Raw genomic sequence first — 16,247 nt, 5'->3', positions numbered from 1 at the left:
AGGAAACCTGACGTGATTGGACGCCTGCGCGGCACCCTGGCCGAGAAACATCCCCCGTTCCTGATCCTCGATGTCGGCGGTGTCGGCTACGAAGTCGAAGTGCCGATGACCACGCTCTATCGCCTGCCGTCGGTCGGCGAGCTGCTGACCCTGCACACCCATCTGGTGGTGCGTGAGGACGCCCAACTGCTCTACGGCTTTGCTGAAAAGCGTGAGCGCGAGTTCTTCCGCGAGCTGATCCGTCTCAATGGCGTGGGCCCCAAGCTGGCGCTGGCGCTGATGTCCGGGCTCGAGGTCGATGAACTGGTGCGCTGCGTACAGGCCGGCGACACCTCGACCCTGGTCAAGGTGCCGGGGGTCGGCAAGAAAACAGCCGAGCGCCTGTTGGTGGAACTCAAGGACCGCTTCAAGGCTTGGGAAACCCTGCCGGGCATGACCGCTCTGGTGATTGAACCGAGCAGTGTTTCGCCGGTCTCAAGTGCCGAGAGTGATGCGCTGAGCGCCCTGATATCCCTGGGCTACAAGCCGCAGGAGGCCAGTCGTGCGGTGGCGGCGGTGAAGGAAGATGGCCTCTCCAGTGAAGAAATGATCCGTCGAGCCCTGAAGGGAATGCTCTAAGTGATAGACGCCGACCGCCTGATAACCGCCAGCAGCCGCGACCGTGACGAACAGATCGACCGGGCCATCCGGCCGTTGCGGCTGGCCGAGTACATCGGTCAGCCCAGTGTGTGCGAGCAGATGGAGCTGTTCATCCAGGCCGCGCGCGGACGCCGGGAGGCGCTGGATCACACTTTGATCTTCGGTCCGCCGGGACTGGGCAAGACTACCCTGGCCAATATCATCGCCCAGGAAATGGGCGTGGCGATCAAGAGCACGTCCGGGCCGGTGCTGGAGCGTCCTGGGGATCTGGCGGCCTTGCTGACCAATCTGGAAGCCGGCGATGTGCTGTTTGTCGATGAAATTCATCGTCTGTCGCCGATTGTCGAAGAAGTGCTGTACCCGGCCATGGAAGACTTCCAGCTCGACATCATGATCGGTGAGGGGCCGGCGGCGCGTTCGATCAAGCTGGATCTGCCGCCGTTCACCCTGGTAGGCGCCACCACCCGCGCCGGCATGCTGACCAACCCGCTGCGCGACCGCTTCGGCATCGTGCAGCGTCTGGAGTTCTACAATACCGCCGATCTGGCCACTATCGTCAGCCGCTCCGCCGGCATTCTCGGCCTGGCCATCGATGAGCAGGGCGCGGTGGAAATCGCCCGCCGCGCCCGCGGCACACCGCGTATTGCCAATCGCCTGCTGCGCCGTGTGAGGGATTTTGCCGAAGTGCGCGGCAGCGGGCATATCAGCCGGGCAATCGCCGATCAGGCGCTCAATCTGCTGGATGTCGACGAGCATGGCTTCGATCATCTCGACCGGCGCCTGCTGCTGGCCATGATCGACAAGTTCGATGGCGGACCGGTGGGCATCGATAGTCTGGCCGCTGCCATCAGCGAGGAGCGGGGGACTATCGAGGATGTGCTGGAACCCTATCTGATCCAGCAGGGCTATATCATGCGCACGCCGCGCGGACGGGTGGTGACACGCCATGCCTACCTGCATTTCGGGCTGAATGTGCCCAAGCGGCTGGGTGAGTCACCGACGCCTGATCTGTTCGGGGGCGACGAATGACAAACAAATTGTCGAAATCGCAGATTGGCAAGCGAAGGGGCTGGCACTAGAGTATGCGCGCGCCGAAAGAGGGTGGGCCGTTCAGCATTCGTCTGCGGGTCTACTACGAGGACACCGATGCCGGGGGCATCGTCTACTACGTCAACTACCTCAAGTTCATGGAGCGTGCTCGCACTGAGTGCCTGCGCGCTCAGGGCTATTCCCAGGCACAACTGGCGAGCGAGGTGTTGTTCGTCGTGCACAGCGCCGAGGCGCGCTACCATGCGCCGGCCAGGCTGGATGACGAGCTGGCGGTAACGGCCGAAGTAATTGAGTTAAACCGTGCCAGCCTGCGCTTTCGTCAACAGGTGAGGCGGGTAACGGATGATGCACTGCTCTGCGAGGGGCAGTTCGTGGTGGCCTGTGTCAGGGCCGAGAATTTGAAGCCGCAGGTGATACCCGCGGCATTGCGCGCGGCCTTTGCCGCCGTACAGAGCATGTCAGCAGGAGATTGAGTGTGGAAGTGACCGCCGCAACTGCAGCAACTGTAGCCGCAGACCATATGTCGATGTGGAGCCTGATCAGCAACGCCAGCCTCGTGGTGCAGCTGGTGATGCTTGCCCTGGTGGCCGCCTCGGTTACCTCGTGGGTGATGATTTTCCAGCGCAGCACCATGCTGCGAGCCGCCAAGCGCGCGCTGGACAACTTCGAGGAGCGTTTCTGGTCGGGCATCGATCTGTCCAAGCTGTACCGCCAGGCGGGCAGCAACCCGGACCCGGATTCCGGTGTCGAGCAGATCTTCCGCGCCGGTTTCAAGGAGTTCTCCCGTCTGCGCCAGCAGCCAGGCGTCGAGGCCGATGCGGTGATGGATGGCGTCAACCGCGCTATGCGCGTGGCCATCTCCCGTGAGGAAGAGAAGCTGGAAACCGGTCTGCCGTTTCTTGCCACTGTCGGCTCCACCAGCCCGTACGTCGGTCTGTTCGGTACCGTGTGGGGCATCATGAACTCCTTCCGCGGTCTGGCCCAGGTGCAGCAGGCCACCCTGGCCACTGTGGCACCGGGTATCGCTGAAGCACTGATTGCCACGGCCATCGGCCTGTTCGCGGCCATTCCGGCGGTTATCGCCTACAACCGTTTCGCCGCGCGCGGCGAGATGCTGATCGGCCGCTATTACACCTTCGCCGACGAGTTCCAGGCGATCCTGCATCGCAAAGTGCATTCCAGCGAAGACTGAGGCGACGACAGCAGATGGCCAGGATTCGTCAGAGACGCAAACCGCACGCTGAAATGAACGTGGTGCCTTACATCGACGTGATGTTGGTGCTGCTGGTCATTTTCATGGTGACCGCGCCGATGCTCAATCAGGGGGTCAAGGTTGACCTGCCCAAGGTTTCCAGCGAGGCGCTGCCGCAGGACAACAACTCCCGCGTGCTGACCATCTCGATCAAGGCCGACCAGAGCTACTACTGGAACATGGGCGAGGAAGTCGATCCGGACCAGGGCAAGCAGAGCGAGACCGCGACCGAGCTGCCGGCGTTGATCAATACCGTGCGGGCGATCATGGCGCAGAACAGCAGCCAGGGTAAGCCGGTGCAGGTGTTCGTGCGTGGCGACAAGCGCGTGCCCTATGAAGCGGTGATGAAGGTCATGGGCGGTCTGCAGCAGGCCGGCGTGGCCAATGTCGGGCTGATCACCGAGGCCCCTTGATGCATCAGCAACGCGAGAGTTCCCCCTCGGAAAGCTACTTCTGGCCAGTTGTCTGGGCCGTGGCGCTGCACGCGCTGATGTTTGTCATGCTGTTCGTCAGTTTCGCCTTCACGCCTGAGCTGCCACCGGCACGGCCTATCGTGCAGACCACGCTGTACCAGCTCAAATCCCAGAGTCAGGCGACCACGCAGACAAACCAGAAAATCGCCGGTGAGGCCAAGAAGACCTCGGCGCCAAGCCATCAGGTTGAGCAGCTGGAAACCAAGAAGGTTGAACAGGAAAAGCAGGCGGCTGCCGAGGCGGTGAAGAAGAAGGCCGAGCAAGCCAAAGCTGCCGAGCAGAAGAAAGCGGCCGAACAGAAGGCGGCTGAGCAGAAGAAGCTTGAGCAGGCGGCGATCGCCAAGAAGAAAGCCGAAGACGAGAAGAAGAAAAAAACAGCGGAAGAGGCCAAGAAAAAGGCCGAAGCCGAGAAGAAAAAGAAGGCCGAGGAAGCCAAGAAGAAGGCTGCAGCTGAGGAAGCCAAGAAAAAAGCGGCCCAGCAGGCTGCGCGCAAGGCCGCCGAGGACAAGAAGGCCCAGGCGCTGGCCGATCTGCTCTCGGACGATACCCAGTATCAGCAGGCGCAGGCCGACACTGTTGGTGATCAGGTTGCCGGCAGCCTCGACGATCTGATTATCCGTCTGGTCAGTGAGCAGTGGCAGCGTCCGCCGTCGGCACGCAACGGCATGAGTGTCGAAGTGCTGATCGAGATGCTGCCCGATGGCACCGTCAGCAATGCCAGCGTGACCCGTTCCAGCGGCGATGCCCCGTTCGATAGCTCGGCGGTGGCAGCAGTGCGCAACGTCGGTCGCATTCCTGAAATGCAACAGCTGGATGGTGCAACCTTCAATGCGATGTATCGTCAGCGTCGAATGATTTTCAAACCGGAGGATTTGGCTCTGTGAATACCTTGATTCGTATCGCCCTGCTGGGCCTGAGCTTGCTGGTCGGTGCCGTACAGGCAGCCGATCCGCTGCTGATCACCGCCGGTAGCGACCGTGCCACGCCTATCGCTGTGGTGCCGTTCGGCTGGCAGGGCGGGAGTGTGCTGCCGCAGGACATGGCCGAGATTATCGGCAATGACCTGTACAACACCGGCATGTATGCCCCGATTCCGCGGCAGAACATGATCAGCCTGCCGACGTCGCCGGCCGAGATCATCTACCGCGACTGGCAGGCCCTGGGGGCCCAGTACGTGATGATCGGCAACATCACCCCGGCCGGTGGTCGCCTGCAGGTGCAGTTCGCCCTGTTCAACGTGGCGACCCAGCAGCAGGTGATGACCGGCAGCGTCAGCGGCGGCACTGATCAGCTGCGCGATATGGCCCACTACGTGGCGGATCAGGGCTTCGAAAAGCTCACCGGCATCAAGGGTTCCTTCTCCACCAAGCTGCTGTTCGTGACCGCCGAGCGTTTTGGCGTGAACAACACCCGCTACACCCTGCAGCGTGCCGACTATGACGGCGCCCGCGGTGTGACCCTGCTGCAGTCGCGTGAGCCGATCCTGTCGCCACGCTATGCGCCGGATGGCCGCCGCATCGCCTATGTGTCCTTTGAGCAGCGTCGTCCGCGCGTGTTCATTCAGCACGTGGACACCGGCCGTCGCGAGCAGGTGACCAACTTCGAGGGCCTCAACGGTGCGCCGGCTTGGTCGCCGGATGGTTCCAAGCTGGCTTTCGTTCTGTCCAAGGACGGCAACCCGGAAATCTACGTGATGGATGTGGCCAGCCGTCAGCTGCGTCGCGCCACCAACCATATGGCCATCGATACCGAGCCGTTCTGGGGCAAGGATGGTCAGACCATCTACTTCACCTCCGACCGTGCCGGCAAACCGCAGATCTACAAGCTGAACCTTGCCAGCGGTGCTACCGAGCGGGTGACTTTCACCGGCAACTACAACGCCAACCCGAAGCTTTCGGCTGACGAAAAGGCGCTGGTGATGGTGCATCGCCAGGACGGTTACACCAACTTCAAAGTGGCCGTGCAGGACCTGCAAACCGGGCGTTTGCGCATCCTCTCCGAGACCAGTCTGGACGAGTCGCCCACTGTCGCCCCCAATGGCGTCATGGTAATCTACGCCACCCGTCAGCAGGGCCGTGGCGTCCTCATGTTGGCTTCCGCCAACGGTCGAGTTCGCGTGCCCCTGCCCGTGGCCCAAGGTGAGGTCAGAGAACCTTCCTGGTCCCCTTATTTGAATTAATGCCTGTACAACCTGACTTCCTTTAGGAGTTCCATGATGGAAATGCTGAAATTTGGCAAATTTGCCGCCCTGAGCCTGGCCCTGGCTGTTGCAGTTGGCTGTTCCTCCAAGAACGGTGACGAGAATGGCGACGGCGCCAACGACCCGAACGCTGGCTATAACGCCAACGGCAACGGTCTGGACGCTGGCCTGGCTGATGAAGCCGCTCTGCGCGCCATCACCACCTTCTACTTCGAGTACGACAGCTCCGACCTGAAGCCGGAAGCCATGCGCGCTCTGGACGTTCACGCCAAGGACCTGAAAGGCAACGGCGCTCGCGTCGTTCTGGAAGGCCACGCTGACGAGCGTGGTACCCGTGAGTACAACATGGCTCTGGGCGAGCGTCGTGCCAAGGCCGTTCAGCGCTACCTGGTTCTGCAGGGCGTTTCCCCGGCTCAGCTGGAACTGGTTTCCTACGGCGAAGAGCGTCCGGTTGCTACCGGCAGCGACGACCAGTCCTGGGCTCAGAACCGTCGCGTAGAGCTGCGCAAGTAAGATGCGTAGTCGCCGTCTCTTGACTCTGATGGCTCTCGCCCTGCCGCTTGCGGCAGTGGCCGAGGTTCCGGTGATCGACAGCAGCAATGCCGGCTACGGCAGCAGCTATCCGCCGGCAGGTTACGGGACGGCGGGCGCCTACGCCGGAGGCGGGGCTCAGGCCCCGGCTTCGGCGCAGAGCGAGCTGTTCATGCAGTTGCAGCAGATGCAGGCAGAAATTGCCCAGCTGCGCGGCATGGTCGAGGAGCAGCAGAACGAGATCCAGCGCCTGAAGCAGGAAGGTCTGGACCGTTACAAGGATCTCGATGCACGTTTAGCTGGTGGTGCCGCAGGTGCGCCCGCCGCTCAGAATTCCCCCGCAGCCGGCGCAATCAATGCCGCCACTGCTCCGGTAGCGCCGGCAGGTCAACAGCCTGCGGCCGCTGCCCCTGGCGACCCCGCCAAGGAAAAACTCTACTACGAAGCCGCCTTCGACCTGATCAAGGCCAAGGACTTCGACAAGGCCAGTCAGGCCTTTACCGCGTTTCTGCGCAAGTACCCGAGCAGTCAGTACGCCGGCAATGCGCAGTACTGGCTGGGTGAAGTGAATCTGGCCAAGGGCGATCTCCAAGGCGCCGGTCAGGCGTTTGCCCGTGTCAGCGCCTCCTACCCAAGCCATGCCAAGGTGCCGGACTCGCTCTACAAGCTGGCCGATGTCGAGCAGCGCCTGGGTAACAAGGACAAGGCCAAAGGCATTCTGCAGCAGGTGATTGCTCAGTTCCCCGGCAGCTCCGCCGCGCAGCTGGCTCAGCGTGACTTGCAGCGCCTGTAACGCGGTTATCCGGCTGTCCCGAAACCCGCGCCTGGCGCGGGTTTTTTATTGGCGCTGGCGGGTTGCCCTCAATGCTGTGAGGGCGATTAAAATTTCACCAATAGCTGTTTTCGTTTAGAATTCCGGCCCCTTTTTCGCAACGGAGGCGGATGGCCTGTTTCGCTGTCACGCCCGGTGCCTTATGACTCAGACTCTTCGTATCACCGAGATTTTCTACTCGCTACAGGGCGAGACGCGTACTTCGGGTTTGCCCACGGTATTCGTACGCCTGACCGGTTGCCCTCTGCGCTGTCAGTATTGCGATACCGCCTATGCCTTCAGTGGCGGTGAGCTGCTGGAACTGGACAGCATTCTTGAGCGTGTCGCCAGCTACAAGCCTCGCTATGTCTGCGTGACGGGCGGCGAGCCGCTGGCCCAGCCGAACTGCCTGCCATTGCTGGAGCGCCTGTGCGATGCCGGTTACCAGGTCTCTCTGGAAACCAGCGGCGCGCTGGATGTCGCGGGCGTTGATCCGCGGGTGAGCAAGGTGGTTGATCTGAAGACGCCCGGCTCGGAGGAGATGGGGCGCAACCGCTACGAGAATATCGAGCTGCTGACCAGCAATGATCAGGTCAAGTTCGTCATCTGTTCGCGCGAGGATTACGACTGGGCGGTTTCCAAGCTGATCCAGTACGGTCTCGATCAGCGTGCCGGCGAGGTGTTGTTCTCGCCCAGTCATCAGCAGGTCAGTGCCCGTCAGTTGGCCGACTGGGTGATCGCCGACAACCTGCCGGTGCGCATGCAGCTGCAGCTGCACAAGATTCTCTGGAACGACGAGCCCGGGCACTGAGGAGTTGCGCATGAGCGAGAAGAAAGCCGTCATTCTGCTGTCCGGTGGTCTGGATTCGGCCACGGTAGTCGCCATGGCCAAGGCCGAAGGCTACCAGTGCTACAGCATGAGCTTCGACTATGGCCAGCGCCATCGCGTGGAGTTGCAGGCGGCGGAACGCGTAGCGCAGCAGCTGGGCGTGATCGAGCACAAGGTGGTGGGTCTTAACCTCAACGGCATCGGCGGGTCGGCGCTGACCGATCTGAATATTGACGTCCCCGAGTCGCCATCCGAGGGCATTCCGATCACCTATGTGCCGGCACGTAATACGGTATTCCTGGCCCTGGCGCTGGGCTGGGCCGAGGTGCTGGAAGCGCAGGACATCTTTATCGGCGTGAATGCCGTGGACTACTCCGGCTATCCCGATTGCCGGCCCGAGTTCATCGAGGCCTTCGAGCGCATGGCCAATCTAGCCACCAAGGCCGGGGTGGAGGGTGAGGGGTTCCGCATTCGCGCGCCGCTGCAGTATCTGTCCAAGGCGCAGATCATTCAGGCTGGCCTGGCCAACGGAGTGGACTATGCTTTGACAGTGTCCTGTTACCAGGCAGATGCAGAGGGCCGCGCCTGCGGCAAGTGCGACAGCTGCCGTCTGCGTGCGGAAGGCTTTGCCAATGCGGGCGTGGCTGATCCGACACGGTATTTCTAGTTTTTTCTCGCGGGGTGTTGATTTCTTCTTAGAAATCAGTATTATGCGCACCGCGTTGGGTCGTTAGCTCAGTCGGTAGAGCAGTTGGCTTTTAACCAATTGGTCGTAGGTTCGAATCCTACACGACCCACCAAATCGCAAAAGCCAGTCGAGAGACTGGCTTTTTTTATGCCTCGAAAAAACCGGCGATGCCTTGTCCGTCAGTATTGCGCGACCTCGCACCGCCCTGAGGTGGCCGAGGCCGATGGTATACTCGCCACTTGCCAACCCGCGCCTGCAGGTCTGATCAATATGACGCATATTTCCGAACGTCTCCTGGTTCAAGCCCATCTCGATGCCAAGCAGCCCGTACCGCTGACGCCCGAGCAGGAGGCCTTCTACCGCAGTGAAATCGCCGCCGAGCTGAAGAAGCAGAACGCCGTTCTGGTGGCGCACTACTACTGCGACCCGGTGATTCAGGCGCTGGCCGAAGAAACCGGCGGCTGCGTTTCCGATTCCCTGGAGATGGCGCGCTTCGGCAGTCAGCATCAGGCGCAGACGCTGATCGTTGCCGGGGTCAAGTTTATGGGCGAGACGGCGAAGATCCTCAATCCGGAGAAGCGCGTGCTGATGCCGACGCTAGAGGCGACCTGTTCGCTGGATCTGGGTTGCCCGGTGGAGGAGTTCTCGGCCTTCTGCGACCAGTACCCGGACCGCACGGTGGTGGTGTATGCCAATACCTCGGCAGCGGTGAAGGCCCGGGCTGACTGGGTGGTAACTTCCAGTTGCGCGCTGGAGATTGTCGAAAGCCTGATGGATAACGGCGAGAAAATTCTCTGGGCGCCCGACCAGCACCTGGGTCGCTACATTCAGCGCGAGACGGGTGCCGACATGCTGTTGTGGGATGGTGCCTGTATCGTCCACGAGGAGTTCAAGGCCAAACAGCTGGCCGACATGAAGGCGCTCTATCCGGACGCAGCGGTTCTGGTGCATCCCGAGTCGCCGGAGGCGGTGATCGAGCTGGCCGATGCGGTGGGCTCTACCAGTCAGCTGATCAAGGCGGCGCAGACCCTGCCGAACAAGAAGTTCATCGTCGCCACCGACCGCGGCATCTTCTACAAGATGCAGCAGCTGTGTCCGGATAAAGAGTTCGTCGAGGCGCCAACCGCTGGTAACGGTGCTGCCTGTCGTAGTTGTGCGCATTGTCCGTGGATGGCCATGAACACGCTGGAGCGCACCTTGCAGTGCCTGCGCGAGGGCAGCAATGAAATCCTCGTGGATGCTGCGTTGATTCCCAAGGCGGTCAAACCGCTCAAGCGCATGCTGGATTTCACTCAGGCCCTGCGCCTGCAGCAGAGTGGCAATGCCTGAGTCCTCTCAGGCACAAAAAAGCCCGGTCTCGGCCGGGCTTTTTTGTGAGTGCGCTTAGCGCATCATCTTCTTCACTTCGCGCTGCTCTTCAATGAATTCCTGCTGTCGCGCGTCGATGCGTGAGGCCAGTGGGAAGTTGTTGACGCTGGCCTTGCGCTTGGCCAGGTCGAGCTGCTCGATGGCCTGGTCATAGTCGCCGACCAGCGCGAAGAATTCGCCGCGGGCCTGGTGCAGGCCGATGATGTTGCCATCCAGGCCGCGCACTTCGGCTACCTGGTACCAGATGTCCGGGTCGTTGGGGCGGTCGCTGACCAGTTGGTTGAGGACTTTTTCCGCTTCCTTGGCCTTGTTTTGCTTGAGCAGCAGTTCGACCTGGGCCTGGCGTACCGGGTAGTTGCCCGGATAGCGGCCATTCAGGGTCTTCAGGCGCGCCTGGGCATCGCTCAGGCGCTCGGCAACGAGGTCTAGGTCGACCATCGACAGGTTGTAGATCAGCTCGTTGGGTGATTTGCTCAGCAGTTGCTGCAGGTTGCTGCGTGCCTCGTCCAACTGGCCGCCCTTGATCTGCGCCAGGGCCAGACCGTAGCGCCCCGGTTCCGAGTTGGGGTGCTCGTCCAGTACGGCGCGGAAGCGCTTGGCGGTCATGCCCGGGGTGGTTTCGTACTGCAGCGCCACGCGGCTGCGAATCAGCTGGTATTGCAGGCTGTTGTTGCTGCCACCGCTGGGGTACAGCTCGGCGCGGTTGCGCGTGTCGGCGATTCGGCTTTCGGTCACCGGGTGGGTCATGAGGAATTCCGGTGGCTTGCTGTCGTAGCGGTACTGGCGCATCAGCCGCTCGAACATGCTTGGCATGGCGCGCGGGTCGTAGCCAGCCTTCTGCAGGTTGATGATGCCGATACGGTCGGCTTCCTGTTCATTCTGCCGGGAGAAGCGGCGCGACTCCTGAATGGCGGCGGCCTGGGTGGAGGCGATCGCCGCGATGCCGGCGTCACCGGCTCCCGCGGCGGCGGCAACGATGCCAGCGAGCATGGCGGCCATCATCGGGATTTGCATGCGCTGCTGGGCTTCGATGCCGCGGGCAAAGTGGCGCTGCGACAGGTGCGCCAGTTCGTGGGCCATGACCGAGGCGTATTCCGCTTCGCTGCGGGCATTGAGGAACAGGCCACCGTTGACCCCGATGATCCCGCCAGGGGCGGCAAAGGCGTTGAGCTGCGGGCTGTCGAGGAGGATGAACTCCAGGCGGCGATCCTGCAGCTGGCTGGTTTCGGCCAGGCGATAGACGCTGCTTTCGACGAAGTCCTTGAGAATCGGGTCGGACAGCTGGGCGATCTGTCCGCGCAGCATACTCAGCCAGGCACGGCCCAGTTGGTGTTCCTGTTGTGGCGAGACGATCGACGAGCTGGAGTCGCCCAGCGAAGGCAGGTCGCTGGCCGTCAGTGCCGGACTGGCGAGCAGGCAGGCGAGGGACAGCAGGGTAGGGCGCAACAGTTTCATCCGTGGGCTACTCGTCAAGCGAAAGGCCCTACTTTAGCCGGCTGGCTGTGCCGCTGGCCAGTCCGGCGGGGCTTGGTTAAGCTGCGCGCCCGTCTGGAGATAGCTGATGAGTGAACCTGTCGAACTGGTGGTGGATGCCGAGCTGGATGCCTGTGGGCTGAACTGTCCGCTGCCCTTGCTCAAAGCCAAGTTGGAGCTCAATCGCCTGCCTTCCGGTGCGGTGCTCAAGGTGAGTGCCACCGACGCAGGCTCGCAGCGAGATTTTCGCGCCTTTGCCCGACTGGCCGGGCACGATCTGTTGCGGGAAGAAGTGGTCGACGGCGTTTACCGCTACTGGCTGCGCAAGGCCTGAAATGCACGGGGGCCGCAAAGCGGCCCCTTTGGCGAATCGTGATGGTTCAGCTGCGTGCCAGCGCTTGGGCTGCGGCCAGTACCTCGGCCACATGGCCGGGAACCTTGACGCCCCGCCATTCAAGCTGCAGGACGCCGTTGGCATCGATGAGGAAGGTACTGCGGTCTACGCCCAGGTATTCCTTGCCATAAAGCTTCTTCAGCTTGATCACGTCGAACAGCTGACAAACCGTCTCGTCCTTGTCGCTGATCAGCTCGAAGGGGAACTCCTGTTTGCATTTGAAGTTCTCGTGGGACTTCAGACTGTCGCGCGATACCCCGAAAATCAGCGTGTTGGCGGCAGCGAATTGCGCGTGCGCATCCCGAAAGCCTTGGCCTTCGGTGGTGCAGCCTGGCGTGCTGTCCTTGGGGTAGAAATAGAGTACGACCTGCTGCCCCTTGAGGGCGGACAGCTGGATGCTCTGGCCGCTGGTGGCGGTTGCAGTGAAATCCGCTACGGCCTGGCCGATGGCGACTGGCATGTGGAAGTCTCCCGGTTTACGGATTCTGTGGGCGCCACGGCTCGATCAGGGCGTCGAGGTTCATGGCGTCGGCGAAGTCGAGGAACTGGTCGCGCAGCCAACTGATCTGCGTGCCAGCCGGCAGGGTCACGGTGATGTTGGCGTTGAGCATGGTGGTGCCCGTGTGCGGTGCCAGGTACGTATCGCAGGTCAGGCTTTCCAGCTCGAGGTGGTGATCGGTGAAGAACTGGCACAGCTCGCTGACGATGTCCGGGCGATAGGCCGCGCTGACATAGACCACGTAGGGCAGCGCCTGCGGACGGCTGGTGGCGCTTGCACTGCGGGTTACGTTGACGCTCAGCTCATGGCGCTTGGCGAGCGTTGGGAGCAAGCCTTCCAGGCGCGCCAGGGCATCCCAGCTGCCAGAGGCCTGGGCTGTCAATGCGCTGAATTCGCCGTGGCGACCCAGGCGGCTGCTGATAATGGCGCAGCGGCTTTCCTGGGCGGCCTTATTGATGACGCTGGTGAGCTCCATGGCGTTGGCGCCGTGGGCGCTGATCAACAGAAATTGTTCACGGGGCTGGGTGGTGGACATGCCGCATTCCTAAAACGTGAGAGCACTGGCCGGCGCCAGCAAAGGTGCAGGGTAGCGAAAAGCGCTGCCAAGGGGAATCTCGCGGCGGTACATCGGGCCATCCAGATGGTAGTGGTGGCTACTCGCAAAGAACCCCCGAGCCTTGTACCATTACGCCTTTCTTTATTGCGGCAGGAGCGGTTGCATGATTGCGGGCAGTATGGTGGCGCTGGTAACGCCCATGGACGCACAGGGTCGTCTGGATTGGGACAGCCTGACCAAACTGGTGGACTTCCACCTGCAGGAAGGCACCAATGCCATTGTCGCGGTCGGCACCACCGGTGAATCCGCCACCCTGGAAGTCAGCGAGCACGTCGAAGTGATTCGCCGTGTGGTCGATCAGGTTGCCGGGCGTATTCCGGTTATCGCCGGCACAGGTGCCAACTGCACCCGTGAAGCCGTCGAGCTGACCACTGCCGCCAAGGATGCCGGCGCGGATGCCTGCCTGCTGGTGACTCCGTACTACAACAAGCCGACTCAGGAAGGCCTGTACCAGCACTTCCGCCACATCGCCGAAGCCGTGGCCATCCCGCAGATCCTCTACAACGTGCCGGGTCGTACCGTGTGCGACATGCTGCCGGAAACCGTCGAGCGTCTAGCCAAGATCGCCAATATCATCGGTATCAAGGAAGCCACCGGCGACCTGCAGCGTGGCAAGGAAGTGCTGGCGCGCGTTCCGGCCGACTTCCTGGTCTATTCCGGTGACGATGCCACTGCCGTCGAGCTGATGCTGATGGGTGGCAAGGGCAATATCTCGGTGACGGCCAACGTTGCCCCGCGCGCCATGAGCGAGCTGTGTGCCGCTGCCATGGCCGGCGATGCCGCCACCGCCCGCGCTATCAATGACCGCCTGATGCCACTGCACAAGACGCTGTTCATTGAATCCAATCCGATTCCGGTGAAGTGGGCCCTGCACGAGATGGGTCTGATTCCGGAAGGTATTCGTCTGCCGCTCACTTGGCTCAGCCCGCGCTGCCATGAGCCGCTGCGTCAGGCCATGCGCCAGACCGGCATCCTGGCTTAATCCGAGGAATTCACACGCATGAAGCGACTGGTCGGCCTGTCCGCACTTGCCCTTGTTGTCTCCGGAACCAGCGGTTGTGGCTGGTTGTGGGGTGAAGACGGCTATTTCCGCGATCGCGGCAACGATTACCTGGAGGCGCACGAAACGGCGCCGATGAAAATGCCTGCCAACGTCGAGGCCAAGCGTCTCGATCCGCTGCTGCCGATCCCGCGCAATGTCGGCACGGCCCAGGCCAATGCCGACTTCGAAGTGCCACGTCCGCTGCCGCTGGCCAACAGCACCGACATCAGCGATTTCAGCCTGCAGAAGAGCGGCGAGTCGCGCTGGCTGGTGGCGCAGAAGACCCCGGCCGAAGTCTGGCCGATGGCGCGTCAGTTCTTTGAAAGCAACGGTTTCCGTATTGCCCAGGAACGCCCGCAGACCGGTGAGTTCACCACCGAATGGCAACGTTTCGATGCTCTGTCTTCCGGTATGGCCCGTCGCCTGAGTTCGCGCGTTTCCGGCGTTGACCCCGAGGCCGAGACCCGTGTGCGTGTGCGCATCGAGCCCGGTGTAGTGCGCAACACCAGTGAGGTCTTCGTCCTTACCGCCGAGCGTCCGGCCGGTACCGTGGCGGATCTCGACTGGCCGGCACGTTCCAGCAACGCCAGCCTTGAAGCGGCGCTGCTCGATGAAATGCTCTCCAGCATGGCGCGTTCCTCCGAGCAGGGCGGCTCGGTATCGCTGCTCGCTGCTCGTGATTTCGATGCGCCAAACCGCGTCAGCATGAGCAAGGACGGCAACGGCAACCCGCAGCTGGTGCTTGGCGCCAGCTTCGATCGCGCCTGGTCGAGTGTCGGTCGCGCTCTGGAAATGGCTGATGTGCGGGTCGACGACCTCAACCGCAGTCTGGGCGTGTATTACGTCAACCTGGCCGAAAAGGCCGAGAAGAAGGGCGAGGAGCCTGGCTTCTTTAACAGCCTGTTCTCCAGCGAGCCGAGCGAGGAAGAAGTCAACGCCCGTGCCGAGCGTTATCAGGTTCGCCTGACCACCGTCGGCGACGTTGTTCAGGTGACCCTGGACAAGGACCTCAACACCGTGGCCCCGGCCGAGGATGCCGAGCGTGTCCTGCAACTGATCCAGCAGAACCTCGGTTCCTGATCCACAGGCGTCATGCCATGGCATGACGGCGGACAGATAACCGACTAATGGGCGAAATCCTTCGGGGTTTCGCCTGTTTCGTTTGATAAAGGCGGAAATCACCATGATCACCCCCAGCAGCCTCAGCCTGAACAAGCTCTACTCCGGCAAGGTCCGTGACCTCTACGAAATCGACGACAAGCGCATGCTGATGGTGGCCAGTGACCGCCTGTCTGCCTTCGACGTGATCCTCAATGAGCCGATCCCGGACAAGGGCAAGATCCTTACTGCGATCTCCAACTTCTGGTTCGACAAGCTCAAGGATCTGGTTCCTAACCATTTCACCGGCGACAAGGTCGAAGACGTTGTACCGGCCGCCGAGCTGCCGCTGGTCGAAGGCCGGGCCGTGGTTGCCAAGCGTCTCAAACCCGTGGCGGTGGAGGCCATCGTGCGCGGCTACATCGTTGGCTCCGGCTGGAAGGAATACCAGAAGAGCGGCACTGTCTGCGGCATCGCCCTGCCGGCTGGCCTGAAGGAAGCGGCCAAGCTGCCGCAGCCGATCTTCACTCCCTCGACCAAGGCTGCTGTCGGCGATCACGACGAGAACATTACCTTCGCCCAGTGCGAGGCCATCATCGGCGCCGAGCTGGCGGCCAAGGTGCGTGACACGGCGATCGCCCTGTACAGCGCGGCGGTCGAGTACGCGGCCACACGCGGCATCATCATCGCCGACACCAAGTTCGAGTTCGGACTGGACGAGGACGGCACTCTGACCCTGATGGACGAGGCGCTGACTCCGGACTCCAGCCGCTTCTGGCCGGCCGACAGCTACGCCGAAGGCAGCAACCCACCGAGCTTCGACAAGCAGTTCGTGCGCGACTGGCTGGAGTCCACCGGCTGGAACAAGCAGCCTCCGGCACCGCGTGTGCCGGACGACGTGGCGCAGAAGACGGCCGACAAGTACCGCGAAGCGCTGGTTCGCCTGACTCGCTGATACCTCTGCTCGACTTGGGGAGGGGCGCCATGGCGCCCTTTTTCATGTCCGCGTCCCGGTGCAAGCACCTGAGCAGGCAAGAAAAATCCTCTCTTGGGGGTTCGCCAACGCGTTTCAAACTGCTATGATGCGCGCCGACTTGGGGGAGATGCCGGAGTGGTCGAACGGGACGGATTCGAAATCCGTTGTGTCAGCAATGGCACCTAGGGTTCGAATCCCTATCTCCCCGCCATATCTATAGCCTAAGCCCCTGAAATTCCTAGAGTTTCGGGGGCTTTTGCTTTCTGGCGTCCGTAAATGTCGAAGAAGTGTCGAAGAGAGGCTGGTGA

At 62.0% G+C, this 16,247-nt stretch carries 19 protein-coding genes and 2 tRNA genes; 18 read left to right on the top strand and 3 right to left on the bottom strand.

The annotated features are described in order from the left end of the window. The first annotated feature begins 12 nt into the window (after nucleotides 1–12). The 13 genes from ruvA (at nucleotide 13) to nadA (ending at nucleotide 9,802) form a co-directional block, all read left to right on the top strand. Entirely contained in the window at nucleotides 13–618 is a 606-nt protein-coding gene (ruvA, locus tag HNP49_RS11285; protein ID WP_184683283.1) for a Holliday junction branch migration protein RuvA, read from the top strand. Continuing rightward, the gene (ruvB, locus tag HNP49_RS11280) at nucleotides 619–1,668 is read left to right on the top strand and encodes a Holliday junction branch migration DNA helicase RuvB (RefSeq protein ID WP_184683282.1); all 1,050 of its coding nucleotides are present in this window, start codon (nucleotides 619–621) and stop codon (nucleotides 1,666–1,668) included. Nucleotides 1,669–1,721: 53 nt separating this feature from the next. Then, nucleotides 1,722–2,162 carry a tol-pal system-associated acyl-CoA thioesterase gene (ybgC, locus tag HNP49_RS11275; protein WP_095938404.1) on the top strand — a complete coding sequence of 147 codons (441 nt, stop codon included), beginning with the start codon at nucleotides 1,722–1,724 and terminating at the stop codon, nucleotides 2,160–2,162. 47 nt (nucleotides 2,163–2,209) lie between these two features. Next, the gene (gene tolQ, locus HNP49_RS11270) at nucleotides 2,210–2,881 is read left to right on the top strand and encodes a protein TolQ (protein ID WP_095938405.1); all 672 of its coding nucleotides are present in this window, start codon (nucleotides 2,210–2,212) and stop codon (nucleotides 2,879–2,881) included. A gap of 14 nt (nucleotides 2,882–2,895) precedes the next feature. Then, nucleotides 2,896–3,354, top strand: coding sequence for a protein TolR (tolR, locus tag HNP49_RS11265; RefSeq protein ID WP_184683280.1), 459 nt, complete (start codon nucleotides 2,896–2,898; stop codon nucleotides 3,352–3,354). Continuing rightward, nucleotides 3,354–4,298 (top strand): cell envelope integrity protein TolA, encoded by a 945-nt coding sequence (tolA, locus tag HNP49_RS11260; RefSeq protein WP_184683279.1) that lies wholly within the window; start codon nucleotides 3,354–3,356, stop codon nucleotides 4,296–4,298. The genes tolR and tolA overlap by 1 nt, the downstream gene beginning before the upstream one ends. After that, complete coding sequence (gene tolB, locus HNP49_RS11255; protein WP_184683277.1) at nucleotides 4,295–5,593, top strand: Tol-Pal system beta propeller repeat protein TolB; 1,299 nt, start codon at nucleotides 4,295–4,297, stop codon at nucleotides 5,591–5,593. The genes tolA and tolB overlap by 4 nt, the downstream gene beginning before the upstream one ends. Before the next feature lie 36 nt (nucleotides 5,594–5,629). After that, nucleotides 5,630–6,127, top strand: a complete 498-nt coding sequence (gene pal, locus HNP49_RS11250) for a peptidoglycan-associated lipoprotein Pal (protein WP_184683275.1) — start codon at nucleotides 5,630–5,632, stop codon at nucleotides 6,125–6,127. Between the two features lies 1 nt (nucleotide 6,128). Continuing rightward, a complete protein-coding gene (gene ybgF / locus HNP49_RS11245) occupies nucleotides 6,129–6,938 on the top strand; it encodes a tol-pal system protein YbgF (protein ID WP_184683273.1) in 810 nt (269 codons plus the stop codon). A 181-nt stretch (nucleotides 6,939–7,119) separates the two neighbouring features. Beyond that, entirely contained in the window at nucleotides 7,120–7,767 is a 648-nt protein-coding gene (queE, locus tag HNP49_RS11240) for a 7-carboxy-7-deazaguanine synthase QueE (protein WP_184683272.1), read from the top strand. 10 nt (nucleotides 7,768–7,777) lie between these two features. Next, a complete protein-coding gene (gene queC, locus HNP49_RS11235) occupies nucleotides 7,778–8,452 on the top strand; it encodes a 7-cyano-7-deazaguanine synthase QueC (RefSeq protein WP_184683271.1) in 675 nt (224 codons plus the stop codon). A 57-nt stretch (nucleotides 8,453–8,509) separates the two neighbouring features. Then, nucleotides 8,510–8,585: transfer RNA gene (locus HNP49_RS11230), tRNA-Lys, on the top strand. A gap of 158 nt (nucleotides 8,586–8,743) precedes the next feature. Next, a complete protein-coding gene (nadA, locus tag HNP49_RS11225; RefSeq protein ID WP_184683270.1) occupies nucleotides 8,744–9,802 on the top strand; it encodes a quinolinate synthase NadA in 1,059 nt (352 codons plus the stop codon). Between the two features lie 54 nt (nucleotides 9,803–9,856). Here the strand turns inward: nadA and HNP49_RS11220 are convergent, their stop codons facing one another. Beyond that, nucleotides 9,857–11,296, bottom strand: coding sequence for a M48 family metalloprotease (locus tag HNP49_RS11220; RefSeq protein WP_184683269.1), 1,440 nt, complete (start codon nucleotides 11,294–11,296; stop codon nucleotides 9,857–9,859). 106 nt (nucleotides 11,297–11,402) lie between these two features. Here HNP49_RS11220 and HNP49_RS11215 point away from each other — a divergent pair, with 106 nt between their 5' ends. After that, nucleotides 11,403–11,648, top strand: a complete 246-nt coding sequence (locus HNP49_RS11215) for a sulfurtransferase TusA family protein (RefSeq protein ID WP_184683268.1) — start codon at nucleotides 11,403–11,405, stop codon at nucleotides 11,646–11,648. Between the two features lie 46 nt (nucleotides 11,649–11,694). Here the strand turns inward: HNP49_RS11215 and HNP49_RS11210 are convergent, their stop codons facing one another. Both HNP49_RS11210 and HNP49_RS11205 read right to left on the bottom strand, forming a co-directional pair. Continuing rightward, nucleotides 11,695–12,168 carry a peroxiredoxin gene (locus HNP49_RS11210; protein ID WP_184683267.1) on the bottom strand — a complete coding sequence of 158 codons (474 nt, stop codon included), beginning with the start codon at nucleotides 12,166–12,168 and terminating at the stop codon, nucleotides 11,695–11,697. Nucleotides 12,169–12,184: 16 nt separating this feature from the next. Next, a complete protein-coding gene (locus HNP49_RS11205) occupies nucleotides 12,185–12,742 on the bottom strand; it encodes a glycine cleavage system protein R (RefSeq protein ID WP_184683265.1) in 558 nt (185 codons plus the stop codon). A 184-nt stretch (nucleotides 12,743–12,926) separates the two neighbouring features. Between HNP49_RS11205 and dapA the strand changes: the two genes are divergently transcribed. From dapA to HNP49_RS11185, 4 genes are all read left to right on the top strand, one after another. Continuing rightward, the gene (dapA, locus tag HNP49_RS11200; protein ID WP_184683264.1) at nucleotides 12,927–13,805 is read left to right on the top strand and encodes a 4-hydroxy-tetrahydrodipicolinate synthase; all 879 of its coding nucleotides are present in this window, start codon (nucleotides 12,927–12,929) and stop codon (nucleotides 13,803–13,805) included. Nucleotides 13,806–13,823: 18 nt separating this feature from the next. Next, on the top strand, nucleotides 13,824–14,945 hold the full coding sequence (gene bamC, locus HNP49_RS11195; protein ID WP_184683263.1) for an outer membrane protein assembly factor BamC: 1,122 nt from the start codon (nucleotides 13,824–13,826) through the stop codon (nucleotides 14,943–14,945). 103 nt (nucleotides 14,946–15,048) lie between these two features. Further along, nucleotides 15,049–15,918, top strand: coding sequence for a phosphoribosylaminoimidazolesuccinocarboxamide synthase (locus tag HNP49_RS11190; RefSeq protein WP_184683262.1), 870 nt, complete (start codon nucleotides 15,049–15,051; stop codon nucleotides 15,916–15,918). 142 nt (nucleotides 15,919–16,060) lie between these two features. Then, a tRNA-Ser gene (locus HNP49_RS11185) sits at nucleotides 16,061–16,150 on the top strand. The last annotated feature ends 97 nt before the right edge of the window (nucleotides 16,151–16,247 follow it).

The sequence above is a fragment of the Pseudomonas fluvialis genome, from assembly GCF_014207935.1.
GTDB classification, from domain to species: Bacteria; Pseudomonadota; Gammaproteobacteria; order Pseudomonadales; family Pseudomonadaceae; genus Aquipseudomonas; species Aquipseudomonas fluvialis_A.
This window is presented reverse-complemented; position numbering and strand designations above follow the sequence as displayed.